Here is a 22,475-nt window from a genome sequence, read left to right on the forward strand (position 1 = left end):
TCTATTGATTTTGAATGAGACGGGTATAATAGCCATTTCGTTCCATGAGAGAAGTATGCGTGCCCCGTTCGATGATCTTTCCGCGCTCCAGTACAACGATTTCATCTGCGTCCCGAATCGTGCTGAGTCGGTGGGCCACCGTAATACAGGTCAAGCCTCTGCGCCTCAGACTATCGTCTACCTTTTTCTCCGTTGCCGGATCCAGCGCGCTTGTCGCCTCATCCAAAATAACAATCGATGGATTGCCAGCCAGCGCCCTTGCAATTTCCAGACGCTGGCGCTGCCCCCCGCTGAAATTGCCGCCATTTTCCGAAATCATATGCTCATAACCGCCGCTGCGCTCCGCAATATGATCATGGATCACCGCATCCTTTGCAGCCCGAACAACGTCTATCTCCGGTATGGTAGAATCCCAAAAGGTAATATTCTCTTTAATCGTTCCTTCCAGCAGCACAATGTCCTGATCGACAACGGCAAGCGAATTGCCCATCCGATTGCGGGAAATTTCATCGCGTTTTAACCCGTCGAAGCGGATATCGCCGTCCCACGGTTCATAAATGCCGGCAATCAGCTTCGCAATCGTCGATTTTCCGCTGCCGGAGCCGCCAACCAATGCGACCTTCATTCCCGGCTGAATCGATAAATTAAACCGGTCAATCAGCGGACCTTCCAGCTTGCTGTAGCCATACGTCAAATTGCTAATTTCAATTTGCCCCGATAGCTTCGCCATATCAGGCGACTCAGAAGCCTGCTCCTGATTTTGCTGCATTTGTCTATCAATCGGATATTGCAGCACATCATCCAGCCGCTTCATGCTTCCTCCCGCTTCTTGAATCGTGCCCGCCAGCGCAACCATTTCGTTGACCGGCTGACTGAAGCTTGCGGCAAGACTTTGGAAGGCGACCAGCGAGCCGATGGTCAGCGCCCCATCCATAACCTGAAAGCCGCCGAGAAACAAAATCGCAATGGCGCTTAGACTCGTCAGCAAAGCAGGAACGGCCATTAGAAACTGATTCGACACCCCGAATTGCTGGGTGGAATTAAGCAGCTTCGCCTGGTAGCCCGACCATTTGACGAAAAAATCCGCCTCGGAGCTGTTCGATTTCAACGTCTCAATGACTTGAAGTCCATTCATGGATACGCCTTGCATCTTGCCAGCCTCCTGCAGCAGGCGCAAATTTTGATCGTTGCGTTTGCGAGTAATAAACCGCATGAACACAAGGTTAAGCAGGGAAGCCCCGATAGCGATGCCGGTCAACACTATGCTGTATTGCAGCATCAGCAGCAAATAAAATACAATCATGACGCAGTTGAGCGCCGCTACAGCAAGCTGCCCGGAAAGCAGTTGGGCAACGCGGTCGTTAATGGCAACTCTTGCCGCAATATCTCCACTGAACCGCTGGGAGAAAAACTCAATCGGCAGCCGCAGCACATGCCAGAAAAAACGGCTGGATGAGCTTAGAGCAAGCTTCATTTCCAGCCTGAGCAAGTAATAGCGCTGCAGCCACGTCAGAAACGCCCGGAGCAAAGCGGTCAGCCCCATGCCGATAAGCAGCGGGAACAGCCAATTTTTCAAATTGCCCAGCAATACTTGGTCAATAAACACCTTACTGAACACCGGAATAACTAGGCCCGGCAATACGAGAAATAATCCTGCCACTATGGCGAAGATGAGCGCCTTTTCCGACCCTTTGACTCGGCTGGATAGCGAGCTCAGCACACTTGGCGCTTTCCCTTGACGGACATACGTAGGGGATGGCTTAATTGCAATGGCAACGCCGGTAAAGGATTGGTCAAACTCCTCGAATGTGATTTCACGGGGACCCGTGACCGGATCATTCAAAAACACACGATCGTTATGAATGCCCTCCAGTACAAGGAAATGATTGAAATTCCAGTGGATGATCAGCGGCCATTCCATCGTTTTTAGATCTTCCGGATTTTTGCGATACCCTTTCGCTTCCATGCCGTATTGGCGCGCTGCCTTGAGCACATTGCTGGCCTTGCTTCCATCCCGGGAGACACCGCAGGCAATCCGCAGCTCCTCAAGCGGAATGAAGCTCTTGTAATAAGCGAGCACGATAGCAAGTGAAGCCGCTCCGCACTCTACGGCCTCCATTTGCAATACGGTTGGCGTCTTTACTCTTTTTGAGGCCACGAATCCGCTCTCCTCCGTTAGGCGTGGTTAAAAGAGGCTGCGCTGCATGAAAAGATAGGGCCTCCGATCGCCATTAGCCTTGCATTTCTATGAATAAACCCGTGTCCGGGGAAATTCAAGGCTAAAAGCGAACACTTGCGTTTCTCCAGCCCAAACTTTTCATTCCGCTGCGCCTTTTTCACCGCTCCCTTCTTAATTATTTAAAATATGGAATGACGGTCGCAATTGGGCGCTGCGAGCTGACCGTGATAGAACCATCGACCATCATGCCGCTGTTCAGCCGAACGGGCGGACCTTGCTCCGTCGTCCAGTTGTACCCGCTTGCCATCTCGGAATTAGGGGCAAGATTGACGCGAATTTCAAGCGATACGCCCTGCGACGCCATTTGCTGTACAAGCCCTTCATTGCCCAGCGTAGACATCATTCCCTGCACCGTTACTGGAAACTCGGATACCGAGACGACCTGCCCAATCAGTGAGCCAAACTCTTCGCGGTTAATCGAGCCTGGCGAGACGCGCACCTCCATGCCCGGAAGCAGCTGCCGTCCCTGACTGACCGGCACATACAGTACGGCAATTAACTCATCCGTCTGCACGCCATACGTTTCGAGCCTGATAATATCGGAGCCATCCCCAATGTAATTGCCCGTCTTCACCAACACTTCTTTCACTTTGCCAGTATACGGGCTTATCACTCTTGTGCTGTATTCATAGCCAAGCTGTTGCTGCTCCAGCTGCTGCTTCAGGGTTTTAAGCTCCGCTACACGGCCTGCCCTGTCTTCAGCTGCCGCCCCTTCAAGGCTCGCAATGGCAAGCTTAGTCTGCTTAATTTGCTCCAGCAGCTCCGGCTGCTCCATCCGGCCGATGACCTCGCCTTGCTTCACCGTGTCATTTTCGACCACACGAATATCAGACATCGCTCCTGCCGCAGAGGCATGAACCGTTTTCAGTCCGCCTGGGCGAATGAGTACACCCGGCCCATCCGCTTTGACGGTCATCGTGCCGAATATCCCCCAATACAAGGCGGCGACAATGAGCAAGCCTACACCCGTGAGCATAAGCCAGCCGCGAGGCGAGGTTACCCGAACCAAATTGTCGAGCTGCTCCGGGGAAGACAGCCGCTCAAGTGCCACTTTACGAAAAACATGATTATTCATCGCTACCTCCCAAATGTTGAAGCCTAGCATTGTCACATTGCCTTATAACGGATTCGGAATGAGCACCTCATCCAGACGCTTGAAGGTTCCTGCTTCCAGCTTTTTCATAACAATGCTCATGCCCTGTACGTCGCCTTGGGCATCGAAGGAATGCTGGCCTGTGACCCCTTCCCAGCCCTTCAGCTCGGACAGCGCGGCAGCTATCGCTTTCGGGCTGCGGGAGCCCGCTTTCTCGATGCCGTCAGCAAGCAGCCTCAGCGAATCGTAGGCCTGTGCAGCCCATTTGCCCGGCTCCTTCCCATATTTGTCGATATACTGCTGCCGGAAGCTTTGATTAAGCTCGGAAGGTCCAAGCTCATAATAAACGGAAGCGACAATCGTTCCTTCCACCGCTTCACCCGCTTTGGCAAATTCCGCCGAATCCAGCGCATCGCCGCCAATGACGGGAATATCCATGCCAGCTGCGCGAATGGCTTTTACGAAGGAGATTCCTTCGCTTGCCCTCGCGGCTACCATGATAAGATCGCTATCTAGCGTTTTCCATTTATCGACAATACGCATAATATCAGCCGTATCCTTATAGCCTGATAGACGGTCAACGACGCGAAGCCCAGACTGGGATGCCTGATCTTCGAAAGCATTCGCCAGTCCTCTACCATACTCGTCATCCGTATAATAAATCGCTATATTACGGTGCTTCGTTCCACCAGCGTACATGGCAAGCGCCTGTCCTAGCTGATTATCATTAGGAATATTGCGGAAAATATAAGAGCTGTTCACATCAGTGAGCTTCGGTGATGTCGATGCCGGAGTCAGCAGCACAATGCCCGCATGCGCATAAATGCGTGACGCTGGTACCGTGACGGAAGAACCACGATGACCGATGACCGCACTGACAGCAGGATTATCCGCAAATTGCTGCGCAATCGCCATGCCTTTTGTCGTAGAGGCATCATCATCCATTTCCATCAGCTTGATTTTCTTCCCGCCCAGAATGCCTTCCTGATTGATTTGCTCAAGCGCCAGCTGAAGCCCTTCATGAAATTGATCGTTCTGCTGCTCAAATGGCCATACCGCTCCAATGACCACCTCGTTAGACGAGCCGCTAAGCGCCCGCTCCCGAGCTTGATCGGGTCCCGAGGCCGAAGCGCATCCGCTTATCGTCAGCGCGATTCCGAGCAGTGCGATTTTCCATAACAGCCCCTTTCGGCGTGTTCCCCCAATAACATTCACTAGGCTATCTCCCTTCAAAACTAAACCTGACTAAACCTTTATACCTATCAAGTCCTACTGCCCTACATTATAAAATAGCCCAAAATGTTAAACCATCAATTCAAAGTCAAGATAACCTCAATTTCATTTAAAATCTGATTTATCCAATCGACATATTTTTGCGAACATGAGATACTTAAAACAGGATAATTTTGAGACTTTCGGCAGGGTATGCCGCTGCTAGAGAAGAGAAATCTACTCGCTCGCAACCAGCAAGCTATACAAGAGGAGAATGGCTATCTTATGTCTTCAAAGAATACGATTTTGATCGTGGATGACGATCATGAAATTAATGAATTGCTGACCATGTCTCTGAAAAGGGAAGGGTTTCATACGCTCTCTGCCTACAATGGGGTGGATGCCCTTAGAGCCGCGCAGGAGCATGCTCCTGATCTGGTGCTGCTCGATGTGCTGCTGCCAGGCATGGACGGTTTTCAAATTTGCAGCGAAATTCGCAAAACGAGCAATGTGCCGATTTTGTTCGTCAGCTGCAAGGATGAGGATATTGATAAAGTGCTGGGGCTTGGCCTTGGAGGGGATGACTTCATTTCGAAGCCGTTTAGCCCGATTGAGCTAATCGCCAGAGTTAAAGCACATATCCGAAGAAGCAATTTGCTGCATAAGCACGAAGAGGTATCCGATAAAACGTTAAAATTTGATCAATTGCTCATTGATCCTGCCACCCACCTTGTGCTCGTGGACAACAAGCCCGTTTCCCTATCGGCCAAGGAATTCAAGCTGCTGTTCCATCTCGCTAAAAATCCAAATCGGGTATACAAAAACGAACAGCTCTTCTCGCTGCTCTGGGATGATGTTCATATGGGAGATACGCATACCGTCATGGTACATATTTATAATTTGCGAAAAAAACTGGAGAAAAATCCAGCAAAGCCGCATTATATCCGCACCATTCGCGGCGTCGGCTATAAGTTCAACGACAAGCCTGCCGAAGCCAATGAGTAAATGGGATGGCATCGGTTCCATTTTTATTCATCCCGCAGTATAAATTCCCTCTCATTTAATCTAAAAGCCCAATATTATTTCATTGTTGGATATGGTAGAATTCATAACATATAAGTGAAAGAAGCCATTTTCGTCTATTACACAGGGGGCTGCAATGAGCGTTTCCATTATTGTCTTTGCCGAGCGAATGAACAGGCTCCATTTTTGTATCCAAAGCATTCAATTGCATACAGCTTATCCTTATGAGCTGATTGTAATCAATGAGCTGGATGACCCTTCCGGACTTGAGCGATATAAGGGCATGCCGGGATTTCGCTGCTTAACTTGGCCTGACTCACTCAGCGCTGCCGAAGGGTTCCAAATCGGAGCTTCCCTGGCTGAAGGCGAATTATTAGTATTTATGCATGATTATATCGCGGTGACCAGCCAGTGGCTGGCCGATCTTGCTGGGTGTCTGGAAGATAACCGCAGCCTTGCGGTTATTAGTCCTATGATGAATGACATAACCGGGGAGCAGCGGCTGGAATACGATTACTCTGATATCGCCTCGCTTTATACGCTGGCAAAAGGAAGACGTGCGCTTCGTTCACGCGGAATCCGCAAAGTGGACACGCTGGCGGGACCCTTGCTCGTCATACGCAAGAGCGCCTTCATCGAAATGCGCGGTTTTTATTTTCAGCCTGAACAGGGCAGCCTTGCTTTTTCAACTGTTGGCCTAGATGCCATTCCGGCTGGCTACGAGCTGGCTACGAGCTGGCTGTCGCCCAAGATTGCACGGTCATTAATCTTCTCCCTACTGAACACGACGATCATAAACCACCTCAGACCCACCCTCCAATTCTCAATCGTCCCTTTACCGTAAGCCTATGCATGATTGTAAAAAATGAAGAGCAGACCCTTGCGCGCTGCTTGTCCAGCGTCAATGTGGCCGTCGATGAAATTATTATCGTCGATACAGGCTCAATCGATAAAACCAAAGCCATCGCTAGTGATTTTACCGATAGCATCTATGATTTTGCCTGGGTGAATGATTTTGCCAAGGCGCGTAATTATGCTTTCAGCAAGGCGAAGATGGACTACATTTTTTGGCTGGATGCTGACGATGTGCTGCTGCCTGAGGATACCCAGCTGCTGCTGCAAACCTTGTCCGAGCTGACTTCAGATGTGGATGCCGTGTCCATGCCGTATCATCTTTCGTTTGATGATGACGGCAATGTTTCCAGCAGCTTGCGCCGCAACCGTATCGTGAGAAGAGAACGAGGCTTCCAATGGATTGGACAAGTTCACGAATATTTGGCCGTACATGGAGAAATCCGTAAGTCTGATGCGGCCGTTACCCATCGACGCGAGCATTCCCAGTCCATGCGCAATCTGCTCATTTATGAGGAGCGGGAGCAGAGCGGGGAACGCTTTTCGGCACGCGATCTTTTTTATTATGGAAATGAGCTGAAAGATCACAAGCTGTGGGATCGCGCCATATCCCAGTACAAAAAGATGCTGGACCAAGGAGAAGGCTGGCAGGACGATAACATCGCTGCATGCGGAAACGCTGCGGATGCTTTTCATGCTGTGGGGAAGCTGGGCGAAGCACGAAAAATGGTGCTGCAATCCTTCACCTATGCCTCACCCAGACCGGAAAACTGCTGCCGCCTCGGTTTTTATCATATGGAGGAGGGTGACTATGCCGGGGCTATCTCGTGGTACAAGCAGGCGCTGCACATCCCTTCCTTCCTTCAAACCAATTCGCTTCAGGCACACGGCTGCCGGACTTGGGTGCCTCACTTGCAGCTATGCGTATGCTACGATCGTTTAAATATGCCGGAGCTAGCGCGGATGCATAACGAGGAGGCCGCTGTATTTGTTCCGAATAATGAAAGCGTATTGCGGAACAGGCTCTATTTTGCTGAACACTTAGTTAGTCATTAGCTTCCGTTGAATAACCAATTTACATATAAGCAGGACATTATACGAAAATGAGGGTGAGTTAAAATGAATGACCGTTTGTTGAAGAAGGAAATGCGCAAATACCACAAAGCGGCGCAGCAGAGCAATTCATTACGTCAAAGCGCTTCCAAGGTTTTACTCGCTTTAGGAGCTGTAGGCTCCATGACTGGCACGGTATCGGGACTTGGCATTTCTGGTGTCCATGCAGCAGCAGCTGAGCCTTTCCGGTTCAGCGATGTCCCGCAAAGCTCATGGGCTTACCCGGCGGTCATGAAGCTAAGCGCGATGGGAATTATCAGCAAGCGCAGCGAAGTCTCCGCTTTCAGCCAGCCTATGGGCTCAGGATTGGATTGCTTTAGCTATTGAACAAGGTATTATTGTACCAGAGGAAGAGAAGGCGGCCTCCGAAACTTGGGGCAAAACGAATGTCTCCCGCGAGTGGTTGATGAAAGTGATTGTCCGGGCACTCGGCCAAGAAGCATCAGCCATTAAGCTTGCAAGCAGCAAGCCCTCCTTTGTTGACGCTAAAAAAATATCTCCTGCCTATTTGGGTTATGTAAATGCCGCCATTAAACTTGGTGTTGCAAGTGGGTATGCAGATCGTACCTTCCGTCCGGAAATCAGCGTTACTCGACTAGAAATGGCTGCTATCGCAGCAAACGCCGAGCTTTATGCGAACCAGACCGATAAAGTCGTCCGCGGCATGCTCGTCCGTTTATCTGCGAACGATATCACTTTATTTTCCGACAGTGGCGAATCCATTCATTTTGAAATCAATGCAGGCACGGTTGTACAGGGCACGCAGCTTCAGCCCGGACAGATGATTGCGGTCGTCTATACGGGAGAAACTGCCTTCTATGTGGAACCGAGCGCCAGCCTGTCTTTCATCGAAAGACAAAATCAACAGGCGCAGCAGGATTGGCTGAAATCTATTTTTGAAGGCATTGTCGTTTTTGATGCCAGCCAAGCTGCTACTTATGAGAAATATCAAGTAGTTACTTATAGCGGCAGCACCTATGTGGTGGTGAAATCTCCACCCGCCGGGCTGCCGAACAGCTCAGCTGATTATATGGTTCTTGCAGCCGCAGGAGCGAATGGCTCATCAGGAGGTGCAGGCGCGGCCGGTGCAACAGGTGCTACTGGGGCGGCAGGGATAACGGGTGCTACTGGCGTTACAGGGGCTATCGGAGCTACTGGAGCTCAGGGCGTTCAGGGTAATACTGGTGCTACAGGAGCTACTGGTGCTCAGGGCGTTCAGGGTAATACTGGTGCTACAGGAGCTACTGGTGCTCAAGGAGTTACTGGCGCCACTGGAGTTACTGGTGCTCAGGGCATTCAAGGCGTTACTGGCAATACCGGCGCTACTGGAGCAACTGGGGCTACCGGTGCCACTGGACCGACTGGTGCTCAGGGCATTCAAGGAGTTACTGGCGCTACCGGCGCTACAGGAGCTACAGGTTCTTAACGTTTTTATGTATCGTTTCAAGTGATATCGCGGTGTCGACTATAAAATGCGAAAAGACACTGCCTTGCTTGGCAGTGTCTTTTCGCATTTTTCTACTTAAAATTAATCGTTGATTAGCTCTGCTTGCAGCAGCATTCGATAAATCAGCACGGTCGTCTCAGCGCGTGTCAATAATTTTTTCGGCTGCAGCTTATTGCCATAGCCCTTTACCAGACCTTCCTTAATAGCAATCTGTATCGCTTCGCGCGCCCACTCCCCAATTTGATTAACGTCAGCGTATTCGGATAAATCCACTGTTGTATTGTCATTTATTGCAAGCGAAGCCCCTTCTGCCAGTCTCAGCGCACGAACGATGATGACAATAGCTTCTTGCCTCGATACCTGCTCGTTTGGCCTGAACGTTCTGTCTTTAAACCCGTCCATAATACCATAGGCCTTTACAGAAGCTACAGCGCCACTATACCAGCTCGACTCATTTACGTCGTGGAAGTCCGTATGATTTCCTACGTTCGGCAAACCTAATGCTCTTGCAAGCAATCCGGCTATTTCAGCACGGGTAATGGCAGCTTCCGGATTAAAATGGCTTTCATCCTGGCCATTAACAATCATTCTGCTGTTCATGCTGGAAATTTCTGCAGCAGCCCAATGTCCTTGAATGTCCACTAAATCGGATTTTTTGAGTGCGAGTGCATAGGTACTGTTCGTAAACCCTTGAATAATGGCAGCCTGTCGTCCATTCAGCTCCATAAACACCGTTGGTGCTGGATGTACGCCAAGCGTCTCATCCCACACTACTGCTGTTGAGGCCATTCCGGAATCATTCTTTGGCAAATAAATGACCCTCTCCACATAGCGATTGAAGCTGGAAAGCTCTTTTGGCCCGCTTGGGGCGATCAGTTCAATTTTAAACTGGAGGGGATTTCCCACGAGCTGAAAGCCGCCCTTTTCCGCTTCTTGCTGGAAGCCGGCTAACGTTTTACTTTTTTCAATACCAATCATAATGCGAATATCAGTTGCACTGCTCCAACCGTATTCCTTGCTTGTCAGCTCGGCCATAGGCAAACGATACTGTCCGTACTTCGTCATCAATGTAACGCTCGAAGCCTTTTGGGAGAGCATGACCGCTGCATCAGCCGTAAGCTGCAAGCTGACTTGGTCCGCCTCATTTTCGATGAAAATAGAGATCGTCTGCTCTGGCGAAGAGGACAATGAATCCGTCGCCTTACTGATGGTAACAGCATCCAATTTGGCATTGATACGCTTTGCCCCGTTTGCTTCCATCTGGAGCGAAGCCGCACCCGCTATTTCTTTATCATTAATTCGAATTACAATCGACGTATCCGCTGCAGAAGCAGTCGTACTGGAGGTGCCGCCTGAATTGGAATTAGCGGCTGCTGCGCGGTTTACGTTGAGCTTATAGTTTTTAATCGTGCCATCCTGCGCCTCGATCCGAACCTCAAACGTATTGTTACCCGTAGCAAGCGAATATTCATCGGTTGCCGTGCCACTCGTCACCTGTGTACCGTTTACGTAAACTTCGGAATAGGCATTTGACGTGGTCAGTGTCATGTTCAAACCAGCTGTCGACTGACTCACATTGACAGTATAATCCGTAATGGCCGGATCAAAATTGAAGCTCACCGCGCCTTCAGCTCCCGCTAATTCCCATTCCGACAAATCCGCATTGCTGCTTAAAGGAACGATATTTTGAATGTTAATCGTAGCAACAGCAGCATTTCCTGTGGTATCCAGGGCGTAGACAGAATATACTCCGTTCGTCTGTACGGTAAATGGATCCGTTATTTCCGTGCCATCCGTTTCAAAATAGGAGACATTGCGACTTCCTTCCGCCCATTTTATCGAAGCGATGTGGTTGAATTCCCCTATAGCTGCTGCCGACGTATGAACAGTCACCGTTCCAAAAGTTGCTGCAGTTGGGTCTGCTTGCAGTGCAATAGTTGGAGGCTGATCATAGACGAATGATACCTCTACAGTTTGGTCCAGCGTAACTCCGCTCTCCTCTTCTTCGGCAAAATAAGTAACGTCCTCTGAGGCTGTATTACTCACCGCAAAGACAGCAATTCCATTTGAATCGGTCACTACAGCAGGCTGAGCAATTATGGAGTGCCCGCCACTTGCTTGAAGCCGCACCGTTTGCCCCACTATCGGATGGTTATGATCATCCAGCAGCTTCACGGAAATCAAGGCGCTGTTGCTGCCGTCTGCCCGAACCACTGCCGCACTTGCGGTGACGGTTGATTGGGAGGGGCTTACCTCCCCGGCGATGAACTCGATTTCTTCGCTCATCCGTATCGTCTGCCCATCCACAGTTGCGCTCACAATCGCTTGACCCAACGTATTCGGAGCAGTCAGCGTTGCTGTATACGTGCCGTCTCCGTTATCCGTCACTGCACTAACAGTACCCAGCGTCGTAGCAATCGTTACCGTCGCTCCACCGGATGTCAAACTGTTCTCCCGTGCGTCGCTCAGACTTACATGAATCGTTGTCTGGCTTGCTCCGTCAGCGGTTAGGGACCCATCTGACACTTGAATTCTGCTAGTTAATACGGATGGAGCTCCTGGAACAAACGATACGCTTGCCGTATCGGCAAGCGCCAGACCGCCAACTTTGGCGCTCACAATAGCGGTGCTTGCTGTTGATGACGCAGTCAGCAGCGCCGTATACGTTCCGTCACTATTATCCGTAACGACACCTACGGTACCCCGCGTCGAAGCAATCGTAATCACTGCCCCTCCGCTCGTCAAGGTATTGCCCTGCGCATCCTTCAGCTTAACGCTTATCGTCGTCTGGCTCACGCCATCTGCGGTCAAGGATGCATCCGCCGCCTCCACAGTGCTCATTGCCGTTGAAGCGGCACCGACTACAAACTGCACGATCGCTGTTGACGCTATCAACTGGCCTCCAACAGTTGCACTGACGGTCGCGCTGTCTATTGTTGCTGAAGCTGTCAATGTCGCCGAATAAGTTCCGTCTCCGTTATCGGTTACGGGGCTTACCGTCCCCTTAGTCGCAGCAATCGTTACCGCTGCCCCTCCGCTCGTCAAAGCATTGCCCTGCGCATCCTTCAGCTTCACGCTGATCGTCGTCTGGCTCGTGCCATCGGCGGTCAAGGACGCATCCGCCACCTCCACTGTGCTCGTCGCCGTTGAAGCAGCTCCGGCCACAAACTGCACGCTCACTGTTGACGTGATCGATTGACCGCCAACGGTTGCGCTGACGGTCGCGGTACCTACCGTTGTCGAAGCTGTCAGTGTCGCTGAATAAGTTCCGTCTCCGTTATCGGTTACGGAGCCCACGTTCCCCCGCGTCGAAGCAATCGTTACCACTGCTCCTCCGCTCGTCAAAGCATTGCCCTGCGCGTCTTTCAGCTTCACGCTTATCGTTGTCTGGCTCACACCATCGGCAGTCAAGGTCGCATCTGCTGACTCCACAGTGCTTGTCGCCGTTGAAGCAGCTTCAGCCACAAACTGCACGCTCGCTGTTGACGTGATCGATTGACCGCCAACGGTTGCGCTGATGGTCGCGCTACCTACTGTCACAGGAGCAGTTAAACTTGCCGTATAGGTCCCATTTCCGTTATCCGTTACAGCGCTTACCGTTCCCTTCGATGCAGCAATCGTTACTGCTGCTCCTCCACTCGTCAAGGCATTGCCATACACATCTTTCAGCTTCACACTTATAGTCGTCTGGCTCGTACCATTAGCCGTTAGCGTTGCAACACTCGTTTCAACCGTGCTTTGCGACGCAGACGGCGCACCTGCCACAAACTGCACACTCGCTGTTGATGGTATTGCTTGACCGCCTACGGTCGCGCTCACGGTCGCACTGCCCGTTGTTGTCGGCGCAGTCAAAGTCGCCGAATACGTCCCGTCCCCATTATCCGTTACGGCGCTTACGGTTCCCTTCGTCGCCGTAATCGCAACCGTCTCCCCTCCCGTTGTCATTGCCGTTCCTTGCGCATCTTTCAACTGCACGCTCACGGTTGTCTGGCTTGTGCCGTCGGCAGCAAGGCTCGCCTGACCGCTTGAAACGGTGCTCAAGGCCGGAGAGAGCGAATAGTCTGGGACCATGTATGTTTTAAAAGAAAAATCACGGCTGCTGGCAATAGAATAACCTCTTGTATAAGTATCAGTAGAGCTGTTATACCATCCAAAACCCGAGCCGCCTGCATATTCCGTAGTAACAACCATTCGATACATCGTTTCCTTTGTTAAATAAATCGATGTCCCGGAAAAATCAACTGCGTTCCAGTCTGACCCCGTTGCTGCTAATTGTGCAGATCCAAGCGGGGTTGACAGGTTGCCTTCCTTATAGATGCTAATGATAAGAGCCCCAGGAGAACCAAAGGAACCAGAAAGATTTAAATGAATGGCATCAAGGTATCCCGTTACCGCTGGGGTAAAGGTTTGATAGCGCGGGTTCACAGCATCTACCCATATATTCCCATACACAACTAAACTCTCCTGATCCAATACTGCAGTTCCCGCCGCCTCAGCTAAGCGTACAGATGGCAGCTCCAGTAAAAGTACAACTGCAAGAAATACAGCAATCCATCGTTTATTCCATTTCCATGCTTTCATCATAATCCCCCAATAAATAAATTCATTCTAACTGTTAAAAAAAGTAATTCCGCCAACTACTAAAGCCACCGCAAAAAAAACAACGCTATACCACTTCGTAAACCTCCAACTCGTACCATCGCCATCCCACCATATTTTCGCTAAAATTACGATTCCCAAAATGATGGTGCTGACAAAAGCAATGAGGGCATCCGTCATCGTCTGTTCACCCCAGCCTCTCTCCATGTTCTATGTATGTACCAAATTAATGTAAAAACCGCTATAACCCTATACCTCTTAAGGAGTATTTTCACTGAAATCACACGTAAACGGCGCACGATTTATTATAATAGAAGGAATGAAAGAGTAATTTGACGCCAGAGGTGTTAGGTAATGACAGGAATGCAGCCTTTCGATGATACAACCGGCCAATTGGAGCCAAGTCTAGCTCCCGCCGCGATGCCACTTAGACAATTTATGGGGGAAGGAAGGGGGATGCCTCCTGAGACTTTTCTGCCTTTGGCGAAAGCGCTTGTGGCAAGCATAGGGGAGCTCCATCAGCAGCATATGATTCATCTTGATTTGCGGCCGGAGAGAATAACGATTTTTCCTAATAAAAATAGTGCTGCCGTTAATGATCGCGGATTTGCCGTACAGCGCACCGCCGACCGCTATGTTCGCCCGGCCGGACATTTGATCTCCGAACCGTCACTGGCCTACTGCTCGCCGGAAAACACCGGGCGCATGCAGCGGGCGGTCGACGAGCGAAGCGATCTTTATTCTCTGGGCGTCATTTTTTACGAAATGCTGGCAAGCCGCCTGCCCTTCGTCGCAGACAATTCGCTTGAATGGGTGTATATGCATTTGGTACAGAGCCCTCCGCCAATAATGGATCAGCAGCAGGCTTGGCCTGATGGGCTGGAAGCAATTATTATGAAGCTGCTTGAAAAAAATCCAGACAAACGCTATCCCAATTTCTCCCTCCTGCTCGCTGATTTGGACAAAGTTGGCCACTCCCAGCCTGCTTTTATACTGGAGCCCGGCTTTCACGGCAGGGAGTATGAGCTTTCAATACTCACTCAGGCTTTCTATTCCGCCTGCTTCGGTTCCACAGAATTAGTCTATATTTCGGGTGAAGCCGGTATTGGCAAAACCGCCCTCATCGATGAAGTATTTCGCAAACAGCTGCACACACAGGATTTTTTCTACATAACAGGGAAGTTTGAGCAGCTTGCGAATGAAAGCCCCTATCATCCGATTATTCAGGCGTTTCGCGGACTTATTCGCCACTTGCTTGGTGAGCACAAGGATAAGTCTGAACAATGGAAGCTTCGGCTGCGGGAGGCACTGGGGGCAGGTGTCGGCGTCATTACCGCCATAATCCCTGAGGCCGCCCTGCTGCTGGGCGATGTGCCTGTGGCGGAGGAGCTGCCTGCCCATGAATCGCATAAACGCTTCATATACGTTTTTCGCAAATTTGTGCAGGCTTTAGCTTCAAAAGAGCAGCCCATTGTGCTGTTTATAGATGATTTGCAATGGGCAAATTTATCGTCGCTGCAGCTTATTCATGCTCTAGTCTGCGATCCGGAATGCCAGTACCTGCTCTTTGTATGTGCGTATCGCCATCTGGAAACCGATCGCAGCAAGCTGCCCGGATATGAGCCGGATGGGAGTGTCTCGGAGCAAGCGGTCGTTCGCCATCTTCATCTGGCGCCGCTCGATATTGAGCCAATTCAGCAGTTTGTCATGGAGGCGCTGAACAGCCCAGCCGAGACAACCTTGTCTTTAACGGAGCTGCTTTATCATAAATCTGGCGGCAATCCCTTTCACTTCAAGCAAATTTTGCTTCGCATGCAGGATGACGGCAGTTTAAGGTATAACTACGATAAACGCAGCTGGCAATGGGATTGGGAGCAAATAATCGAGCAGGAGCCCAGCTTTGCCATTCATGATCTGATGGCGTATAGATTGAACAGACTGTCTTCCACGGCGCAGAAGCTGCTCCAAATCGCATCCTGTGTAGGAAGCACCTTTTCGCCGCATGTCATTGCACAGGTCGCCCGACAGAATATTGAGGCGCTGTCCTCGGAATGGCCCGCTATTGAGGCTGAAGGAATCATCCTTCCCGTTCAAAAGCAGCAATATCGTTTTGCCCACGACAGTATTCAGAAGCTGATTTACAGCCAATTGGACGATTCAGCGAAGCAGGAACTGCATATCCAAATCGGCCGTTTTTTGAACAGGCAGCACGAGGCTGCATCGGAAGCTGCAATCGAGGAGCATGCGTTTGATGCTGTCAATCATTTGAACAGGGGCGCGAAGCTCATCTTAGACCCGGATGAAAGGCTTCAGCTCGTGAGGCTGAATTTAGAGGCAGGAACACGGGCCAAAGCCTCCTCCGCCCATGATGTAGCCTTAGGCTATTTTCACAAAGGGGTCGTGCTGCTGAACGAAGACGATTGGGAGGCGTCCTTTGAGCTTTGTTTTGACCTCTATGCCCAAAAAGCGGAATGTGAATATATGTGCGGCCATTATGAGCAATCTGGCGCCGACATCGATCTGCTGCTTAGCTATGCACGCAATCCGGCTGAACGAAGCAGCGTATTTATGATTCGAATTATGCAATATATCAATCAGGGCAAATATTTGGAAGGCACCGCTCTCGGCCTGCAAAGCTTGAGGGAGCATCACATTATCATTGATCCTAATCCTGGAAGCCAAATGCTTATGATTGAAGGCTTGCGAATTGAAATGCTGCTGCGCAACCGCTATGACAAGCTTGCCCAGCTGAAGGAAATGACTGATGCGGACCGGATCGCAGCGATGAATTTGATTTTTGCGATGGTGCCCTCTACCTTCTTTACGAATAAAAAAGTATATTTTCTGCTCATATGCCGGGCGATCCAGCTGTCGCTTAAACATGGGAACACACCTGTTTCCGCTGCTGCCTATTCGGCTTACGGCATGATTTTGGGCATTTCAATGGGGAAATTCAACAAGGGCTATGCCATTGGCAAGGTAGGCGTGGAGCTTTCCGAGCGATACAATATCTCTTCCGTTAAAAGCAAAACCTATACGATCTACGGCGGAGTATTGTGCCAATTTGCCGGCAAGGCTGGGGAAGGCGATTTTTATGTATCCCAAGCGATGCGTCTAGGTATGGACTCTGGCGATTATGTGTTTGCCAGCTATGCGATCGGAGCCCATATCAATGCCCTGTACGCAAGAGCGCCGCTAAGCGAATTAAATCGGAGAATAGCCGACTATATGGTTGTACTGGATACGACGAAGGATGAATTCGTACGGCAAAATTTTTACCTTTATCAGCAGTTTTTTCTCGCGCTGCAAGGCCGAACGAATGCGCCGGACTCCTTCAGCGGACCTGGCTTTGATGAAGAGCAATTTTTAACGCAAATTCGCCGTGAGGAGACGGCAGCTACTACCTTATTTCAATTCAGCTCTTACAAAACGCAGCTTTGCTGCCTTCTGGGGCGCTATGACGATGCGATTCAATGGGCCAGCCAAGCGAAGACGCATGAAGCCTACGCCACGCATTTGCCCCATTTGCCGGAATGCCTGTTTTATGAATCGCTAGCTATCATGGCGGCCTATCCCGATCTGCGCAAACACCCGGCTATGAGAAATAGCCTGCTGCGCAATCTTGGCCATTTGCGAAAATGGGCCCTATGGAGTCCGGATTTTTATCAGGCAAGATCCGACATTCTTTATGCAGAATATGCTCGCGTCTGCAATAAGCGAAGCGAGGCAGAGGAGCTTTATGACAAAGCGCTGCGCCAGGCCAGAGAGGTGAGCGATATTCAAGCGATCAGCCTAGCAGCCGAGCTCGCAGCGAACTACTATATGGCTCAAGCTAAGATCAAGACGGCTTTATTTTATTTGCAGACCGCACACGACGGGTATATGCAGTGGGAAGTGTACGTAAAATCTAAGCATTTGGAGGAGCAGCTGCTTAGCTTGCGGCGGCAAGAGCAGACACAAGCAGATTCCGCTTCTGCACGAATGTCCTTATACGCCCTGCCTGCCGATACGGATAGGAGCCAGAAGGAGCAGCCAGCTGCTCCAGCCTACTTCCACAGCAATGAAACGCTGGCAACGGAAAGCCTTGATCTCGCCGCCATATTGCAAACCACGCAAGCGATAGCGAACCCGCTCGATATGGACGCCGTGCTTGCGGAAATCATGAGAACGATATTGAGGCACGCTGGCGCAAGCAAGGGAGCCTTGCTAACAGGCAGCCATGATGTCCTTTCTGTTCAGGTTTATGCCGCCTCGGAGGAGCAGACTGTCCCGTCCCCTTTTGAGCTGAAGGACAGCTCCCTGCTGCCAGAAGGCATTATCCGCTATGTGCTTCGTACACAGGAGAAGGTTCATTATGCCGGAGCCGAAGAAAGCTGGCTTATCCATAACCCTTATATGGGAAAGCATCGGCCCCAGTCGGTTATATGCATCCCCGTTGCTGTTCACGGCACCATGCTCGGCGTGCTTTATCTTGAAAATAAGCTGGCAAGCGGCGTGTTCACAGCTGAACGCATACCGGTATTGCTCGCTATAGCCTCTTACGGTCTACTAATGTGTGTTCTGCAAAGCTTGCCGGAGCAACCCGAGCTTCAGGCCAGCAAGGAAACCGATGATATGCAGCCGCCTCCCAGCTTGATTGCAGAGCCGCTTACGGAGCGCGAGCTCGAGGTGCTTGCCCTGCTTGCCTCAGGCTTATCCAATAAAGAGATTGCCGAGCATCTCATTATCGCCCTAAGCACGGTAAAGGTGCATGTAAAAAATATTTTTGCTAAACTCAAGGTCAATCGGCGCACAAAAGCAGTCGCTCAGGCGAAGGAGATGAAGCTGCTCAGCTAATGCTGTCAGCCCTATCCTACTTTTCGCAAATGTAATCGGCTCACCAAATGGAGGTATTCATGAACATGATCCCTACACCCCCACATTCATTTGGATCAAGTGCATATGTCACCACTGGCGATGGACGCAAGCTGCATTATATGGTCAAAGGAAGCGGCAAGGTGACGGTCGTTTTTGAATCAGGAATGGGATTTTCCCGTTCGACCTGGGGCCTCGTTCAACCAATCGTTGCCAAGCATGCCCGCGCCGTCGTTTATGACCGTGCGGGCAGCGGACGCAGCGATGCCGATACGGCTCCCCGCACGCTTCATAGACTCGCCGATGACCTCGGCATTTTGCTCGAAGCGCTTGGTCCCGGCCCCTTTATTCTCGTGGGCCACAGCTGGGGCGGCCCGATCGTTCGCGCCGCAGCAGCGGCAAATCCTTCACGCATACGCGGTATTGTATTGGTCGACCAGTCCGACGAAAATTGCGCGATGTACTTCGGCAAAGCTGTGGCTAAACGGTTTGCGATGAGCCGAGTGCTATTTCCGCTATTGGCGCGGCTCGGTCTATATCGCCTGCTTGGCAGCCGCCCCGGCAGCGTGCAGCCTGCCGATGTAGCAGCAGATCATCGTTTACGATTGCGGCTGCGAGCACGCTGGCGGCTGAACTAACGCCATTTCTGGACGATTTGGCCTCGCTTCGCACCACGCCTCCAGCGCTTGGCGATTTGGAGGTGTGCGTCATTTCGGGAACGAAGCCGATACGCTCGGAACAAAAAATAAGAACGGCTATTATAGCTGCCCATCGCGAAACCGCAGCTACCTTGCCGGGCGGCAGATTTGTCGAAGCTCCCCATTCCGGCCATCTCGTCATGTTTACCGATCCAGCTATTATCATTGAAGAAATTTTGAAGATGAATGTGTAAATGAATTTGAATGGATTCATGCAGAAAAAGCCCTGCACCAGTGGAACTTCTTCCACATGGGGCAGGGCTTTTCGTGCTGAAGCCACGCTATTTTTTCAACAGCAAATATGCAAAATACGGTACGCCGATCAACGATACCATAATGCCAGCCGGGATACCATCAGGATCGACAATGTTGCGGCCAATCGTATCCGAGAGCAGCAGCAGCAACCCGCCGAGCAGCACAGCGACCGGAATAAACAGCTGATTGCGCGGACCAACCAGCGTCTTTGCAATATGCGGAGCCATTAGCCCCACGAAAGCGATGCCGCCCGTCACAGATACCGCAGCAGCAGCAGAGGCTACGGCAGTGACAATCAGCATGAGACGCTCACGTTCAAGATTCAAGCCGACACCCCGCGCCGACTCCTCGTTCAAGCTGAGCAGATTGAGCCGCTGAGCTTTATACAGAGTGAATGGAATAAGCAGGATGAGCCAAGGAAGCAGCGCCCAAATAAACGGCCAATCCGTTCCCCATATGTTTCCTGCCAGCCACTTGGATATAAAATCGACCTTGGAGCGTTCCGCTGCGGAAATGATGACGATCATAATACCCGACAGCGCCAGAGAAAAACCGACGCCGACCAGCACCAGACGTATCGGATCAAGACCGCGGCTTCTGCTGTACGAGAAAGCATAGATTAATGCAGCCGTGAGCATTGCCCCGATAAAGGCAACTACCGGCAAAACATAAACAAACGATCCTACGCTCACCGGAACATATAGAAAGAAAATCGCAATGCCTACGCCTGCCCCGGAATTAATGCCGATAATGCCCGGGTCCGCCAATTCGTTGCGGGTTACGCTCTGCAAAATCGAACCGGATAAAGCGAGCGCCATTCCTGAAAGCAAGGTAATAAAGATGCGAGGCAGCCGTACCGAAAACAGCACAAACTCCTCTTTAAACGTGCCTTGCCCAAGCAAAACGGGAAGCAGCCGGTCAAAGGACAGAGATGCATAGCCTAAGCCCATGCTCACCACCGCAACCACAGCGATTAACCCTAAGCCGACAAGCAAAATCAAACGTTGTTTACGAGCTAGTGTACGTGGAATCATGAGAAAGCTTTGCCTCCTTTACGCACGACAATGAGGAAAAAAGGCAAGCCCACCATCGCCACAATCGCGGCCATTGGCGTCTCATAAGGCGCATTAATGGTGCGGGCAAGCGTATCGGCAAGCAGCATAAAGGATGCGCCTGTAAATACCGAAATCGGCATGATATACCGATAGTCGGTTCCAACAACCAAGCGAACGATATGGGGAATCATTAAGCCTACGAAAGCAATGTTCCCAACCAGCGCAACCGCTGCCCCCGTAAGCATAATGATAAGAACAAACAAAATCGCTTTGATTTGTACAAGCTTTTGCCCGAGTCCCACCGCCACATCATCGCTTAGGCTCAAAATTGTCAGCTGGCTCGAGAGCATAAGCGCTACCAGTATGCCGATCAAAATAACCGGAGCGATCGCTTGAAGCTGTCCCCAAGTCGTGCCAATCAAGCCGCCAGCCGTCCACATGGACACATCCTTGGATATTTTGAAGGCTAGGCTGATACCGCTTGAAATGGCGTAGAGAAAAGCTGAAATCGCCGCGCCCGCCAGCACAATCCGCATGGGAGACAGGCTCCCCCGGCGCATAGAGCTAAGGATGAGCACTAAAGCGGCCCCCAAAGCAGCGCCTAAAAAGCAGGCGATCATCATGCCGAAGTAACCTAGCCCTGGCAAAAATATAAAGGTCAGCGCCAGCCCCATGTTCGCGCCCGAGGTTAAACCCAGCAAGCCCGGATCAGCAAGCGGATTGCGGGTTATTCCTTGCATGATCGCGCCAGATACAGCAAAAGCCGCTCCAACCAAAATAGCAGCCAGCTCGCGCGGCACCCGAATTTCACGCAGGACGAGAAGGTTGTCGCCCTTGGAATCGGATGTCAGAGCGAGCCATAAGTCCTGCAAATGAATTTCCTTTGCTCCTAATAGAAGCGAAAGAATGAAGCAAACGACCAGCAGCAGTGTGCTGCCGGCCAGCTTCCAGGAAAACGAAATTGCGCCTTGTTTCTTTTTCAATTCAATCTCATCTTTTCTTCAAATGGGATAGGATTATTGGCCGAGAAAGCTTTGTTTGAAAAACGCAAGCTGATACTCCAAGCTCAATGGATCGTTGAAATAAAACCCTTTCGCATCGACCTCGAAGACGTGGTTGTTGACGACGGCAGGGACGCTTTTGTAAATTTCGGTATTTTGGAACGAATTGTCTTCATCCGCATTTTTACTAAAAATGACGTAATCGCCCATATAGTCCTTCAGAACTTCGGTCGACACGGCGAAATAACCGTCTGTTTTCGTGCCTTCCTTCACTTTTTCCGGCATGCCAAGACCAAGATCGCCATAAAGCAGCTCGGTGCCGCGGCCAAAATTGTAGCCGTAAACGTAAAGCTGCTTATTGAACGTTTCGATAACCGAAACCGTCACATTGTCGCCGACCTTCGCTCTAATTTCTTCGCCCGCTTTTTTCGTTCTTGCGGAAAAATCTTCGACCCAGGCTTGCGCTTCTTTTTCTTTATTCAGCAATTTGCCGACTTCAAGCTGCTGCGTCAAATAATCGACCTTGTTGTACGTAAAAGTAACCGTAGGCGCGATTTGCTTGAATTTATCAATATTTTTAATGTCGGAAAGCCCGATAATCAGATCAGGCTGCAGCTCGATGATTTTTTCAATACTTTCGTCGGAAACCGCCTCAACATCCTTTAACTTCTCTTCAAAATTCGGGTTCGCCTTGGACATTTCATCCGCACCGACTAAAGGCACACCCAGAGCCATGACGTTGCCCGTCAAAAATCTCGTCAGCACGACGACGCGCTGCGGATTTGTCGGCACCTCGACTGGACCATTTTCAGATTGATATGTAAACGTTGCAGATTCCGCCTCTGCCGAAGGTGCAGCTGACGCGCTAGTATTACCCGTATTGCTGCTGTTTCCCGCATTTCCGGCAGCTCCGGCATTACCCGCTTGATTTCCGCTGCAAGCGCTAAGTGCAACCGCCATAAGAAGTAGAAGCGGAATAAAAAGCTTTTTCATAAGATGACTCTCTCCCTTTTTTAAAATATAAGAATGTATAT

Annotated in this window: 16 protein-coding genes; 8 read left to right on the forward strand and 8 right to left on the reverse strand. The window is 50.7% G+C overall.

All coding sequences use genetic code 11. The features are described 5' to 3' along the window. Nucleotide 1: 1 nt before the first annotated feature. From AC50X8_RS10310 to AC50X8_RS10320, 3 genes are all read right to left on the reverse strand, one after another. Nucleotides 2-2,158 (reverse strand): NHLP family bacteriocin export ABC transporter peptidase/permease/ATPase subunit, encoded by a 2,157-nt coding sequence (locus AC50X8_RS10310; RefSeq protein WP_494879647.1) that lies wholly within the window; start codon nucleotides 2,156-2,158, stop codon nucleotides 2-4. A 196-nt stretch (nucleotides 2,159-2,354) separates the two neighbouring features. Beyond that, nucleotides 2,355-3,314 (reverse strand): NHLP bacteriocin system secretion protein, encoded by a 960-nt coding sequence (locus tag AC50X8_RS10315; RefSeq protein WP_494879649.1) that lies wholly within the window; start codon nucleotides 3,312-3,314, stop codon nucleotides 2,355-2,357. A gap of 42 nt (nucleotides 3,315-3,356) precedes the next feature. Beyond that, a complete protein-coding gene (locus AC50X8_RS10320; RefSeq protein WP_494879651.1) occupies nucleotides 3,357-4,547 on the reverse strand; it encodes an ABC transporter substrate-binding protein in 1,191 nt (396 codons plus the stop codon). 282 nt (nucleotides 4,548-4,829) lie between these two features. Between AC50X8_RS10320 and AC50X8_RS10325 the strand changes: the two genes are divergently transcribed. From AC50X8_RS10325 to AC50X8_RS10345, 5 genes are all read left to right on the forward strand, one after another. Then, entirely contained in the window at nucleotides 4,830-5,549 is a 720-nt protein-coding gene (locus AC50X8_RS10325; protein ID WP_494863443.1) for a response regulator transcription factor, read from the forward strand. A 154-nt stretch (nucleotides 5,550-5,703) separates the two neighbouring features. Next, nucleotides 5,704-6,411 carry a glycosyltransferase family 2 protein gene (locus tag AC50X8_RS10330; RefSeq protein WP_494879653.1) on the forward strand — a complete coding sequence of 236 codons (708 nt, stop codon included), beginning with the start codon at nucleotides 5,704-5,706 and terminating at the stop codon, nucleotides 6,409-6,411. Nucleotides 6,412-6,419: 8 nt separating this feature from the next. After that, nucleotides 6,420-7,475: a glycosyltransferase family 2 protein gene (locus AC50X8_RS10335; RefSeq protein WP_494879655.1), complete on the forward strand. Its 1,056-nt coding sequence runs from the start codon at nucleotides 6,420-6,422 to the stop codon at nucleotides 7,473-7,475. A gap of 63 nt (nucleotides 7,476-7,538) precedes the next feature. Continuing rightward, nucleotides 7,539-7,859 (forward strand): S-layer homology domain-containing protein, encoded by a 321-nt coding sequence (locus AC50X8_RS10340; protein WP_494879656.1) that lies wholly within the window; start codon nucleotides 7,539-7,541, stop codon nucleotides 7,857-7,859. A gap of 79 nt (nucleotides 7,860-7,938) precedes the next feature. Continuing rightward, nucleotides 7,939-8,958: an S-layer homology domain-containing protein gene (locus tag AC50X8_RS10345; RefSeq protein WP_494879657.1), complete on the forward strand. Its 1,020-nt coding sequence runs from the start codon at nucleotides 7,939-7,941 to the stop codon at nucleotides 8,956-8,958. A 102-nt stretch (nucleotides 8,959-9,060) separates the two neighbouring features. Here the strand turns inward: AC50X8_RS10345 and AC50X8_RS10350 are convergent, their stop codons facing one another. Together AC50X8_RS10350 and AC50X8_RS10355 are read right to left on the reverse strand one after the other, a co-directional pair. Continuing rightward, nucleotides 9,061-13,560 (reverse strand): invasin domain 3-containing protein, encoded by a 4,500-nt coding sequence (locus AC50X8_RS10350; RefSeq protein WP_494879659.1) that lies wholly within the window; start codon nucleotides 13,558-13,560, stop codon nucleotides 9,061-9,063. Nucleotides 13,561-13,587: 27 nt separating this feature from the next. Further along, nucleotides 13,588-13,785, reverse strand: coding sequence for a hypothetical protein (locus AC50X8_RS10355; RefSeq protein WP_494879661.1), 198 nt, complete (start codon nucleotides 13,783-13,785; stop codon nucleotides 13,588-13,590). A gap of 147 nt (nucleotides 13,786-13,932) precedes the next feature. Between AC50X8_RS10355 and AC50X8_RS10360 the strand changes: the two genes are divergently transcribed. Genes AC50X8_RS10360 through AC50X8_RS10370 form a run of 3 tightly spaced genes read left to right on the forward strand, consistent with a single transcriptional unit; the run spans nucleotide 13,933 to nucleotide 19,324 of the window. Continuing rightward, a complete protein-coding gene (locus AC50X8_RS10360) occupies nucleotides 13,933-18,414 on the forward strand; it encodes an AAA family ATPase (RefSeq protein WP_494879662.1) in 4,482 nt (1,493 codons plus the stop codon). 59 nt (nucleotides 18,415-18,473) lie between these two features. Then, nucleotides 18,474-19,070 (forward strand): alpha/beta fold hydrolase, encoded by a 597-nt coding sequence (locus tag AC50X8_RS10365; protein ID WP_494879664.1) that lies wholly within the window; start codon nucleotides 18,474-18,476, stop codon nucleotides 19,068-19,070. 17 nt (nucleotides 19,071-19,087) lie between these two features. Beyond that, nucleotides 19,088-19,324: an alpha/beta fold hydrolase gene (locus AC50X8_RS10370; protein ID WP_494879665.1), complete on the forward strand. Its 237-nt coding sequence runs from the start codon at nucleotides 19,088-19,090 to the stop codon at nucleotides 19,322-19,324. Nucleotides 19,325-19,411: 87 nt separating this feature from the next. On the opposite strand, the gene AC50X8_RS10375 is transcribed toward AC50X8_RS10370, so the two are convergent. Genes AC50X8_RS10375 through AC50X8_RS10385 form a run of 3 tightly spaced genes read right to left on the reverse strand, consistent with a single transcriptional unit; the run spans nucleotide 19,412 to nucleotide 22,434 of the window. Next, nucleotides 19,412-20,419, reverse strand: coding sequence for a FecCD family ABC transporter permease (locus AC50X8_RS10375; protein ID WP_494879667.1), 1,008 nt, complete (start codon nucleotides 20,417-20,419; stop codon nucleotides 19,412-19,414). Further along, nucleotides 20,416-21,423, reverse strand: a complete 1,008-nt coding sequence (locus AC50X8_RS10380; protein ID WP_056040923.1) for a FecCD family ABC transporter permease — start codon at nucleotides 21,421-21,423, stop codon at nucleotides 20,416-20,418. Before AC50X8_RS10380 ends, AC50X8_RS10375 begins: the two co-directional genes overlap by 4 nt. Before the next feature lie 33 nt (nucleotides 21,424-21,456). Then, the gene (locus tag AC50X8_RS10385; RefSeq protein WP_494879669.1) at nucleotides 21,457-22,434 is read right to left on the reverse strand and encodes an iron-hydroxamate ABC transporter substrate-binding protein; all 978 of its coding nucleotides are present in this window, start codon (nucleotides 22,432-22,434) and stop codon (nucleotides 21,457-21,459) included. Nucleotides 22,435-22,475: the final 41 nt, after the last annotated feature.

It is taken from the genome of Paenibacillus sp. JT22N15 (genome assembly GCF_059383755.1).